At 49.1% G+C, this 1,213-nt stretch carries 1 protein-coding gene and 1 pseudogene; one reads left to right on the top strand and one right to left on the bottom strand.

Going from position 1 to position 1,213, the window contains the following annotated elements:
- Nucleotides 1-81: 81 nt before the first annotated feature.
- Nucleotides 82-675 (bottom strand): annotated as a pseudogene (locus COV46_00135) (hypothetical protein).
- Between the two features lie 159 nt (nt 676-834).
- Between COV46_00135 and COV46_00140 the strand changes: the two are divergent.
- Entirely contained in the window at nt 835-1,026 is a 192-nt protein-coding gene (locus COV46_00140; protein ID PIR18411.1) for a hypothetical protein, read from the top strand.
- The last annotated feature ends 187 nt before the right edge of the window (nt 1,027-1,213 follow it).

The raw sequence follows: 1,213 nt of genomic DNA on the forward strand, positions 1-1,213 counted from the left end.
AGGCAGGTTGACGCTGGCTACGCGGTTGACGGGTTGATGCAATATCTGCCAAATGGCATCGGCGTAGGCAAGAACGTTCGGAACATAGTTCCTTGTCTCGGTGAAGGGAGGGATGCCGCCATACTGATCGACCCTGTGCTCGCCGGCGTTGTATCCGGCAAGGACAAGACGGTAATCGCCTTTGAACTTATCCAAAAGGAACCTTAAATATTTTGTCCCGCCTTCGATGTTCTGACGAGGGTCGTATGAATTCGTGACGCCAAAGCGCTTCGCGGTGGCGGGCATTAGTTGCATCAGCCCTTGGGCGCCAACGTGTGATCTGGCGCGCACGTTACCGCCGGATTCCTGCAGGATGACCGCGCAGATCAGCTCGCGAGGCACGCCATATTTCTTGGCGCATTCATTTATAATAGGCGCCTGTTTGGCCAGCCTATTCGCCTGATTGGTGGTTATTTCCTTTGCCCGAACGCGTGCCATGTTTGAATGAATGTTCGGTTGGTGAGGAGCCTGCTTTGGCCTGTACGAGACCTTTCTTGGGCCCGCTAAAGGGGCGGGTGGCACGGCGTGGCCGGTGGCGTTCATCGCTTCTTTGAAATCGGTGCCGCGCTTACCCTTGGCGGAGCTATCCGCATTCTTTAATCGAAGCTTATTTGATAGTTCTGGACGTACACGCATAAGTCGCCACCTACATATATTATCGGCTGGGGACCACCCCAAAGTTGCGTACCCAGTATAAAATAAAATTCCTAAAAAATCAAATAATTTTACTTGAAAAGTCGGTAAGTTAGCCATAAGCTCAACGGAGTTTTAGGAATGTAACAAAGGAGAAGTGATATGGCCTTCACCAAAAGCAACCCCAAACAACCAAGGAACACGCTGAATGTCACGAACGAAAGGCTCTTCGAAGCCGTTCGCAAAAGGGCATTTGAACTCTATTGCAAGCGTGGCCACTCTCACGGCAAGGACCGCAACGACTGGTTCGAGGCCGAGAGGCAAGTGAAGAAAGAGTTGGGCGTTTCCCGTTAAGTCCCATTCCCAAAAAAATATTCTTATTGCCAAGTTTTAGAAATCTATTTAGAAGTGTGTCATTGCGAGGAGTGAAGCGACGAAGCGATCTCACGCAATATGGTGTTTTAACTTTTGGTTGGGAGCATTTTTGTTAAAAACCATAAGTATTTCTAGCTTTTTATTTCGCACTTCGTACGAATAAAAA

Source organism: Deltaproteobacteria bacterium CG11_big_fil_rev_8_21_14_0_20_49_13 (assembly GCA_002796305.1).
GTDB lineage: Bacteria > UBA10199 > UBA10199.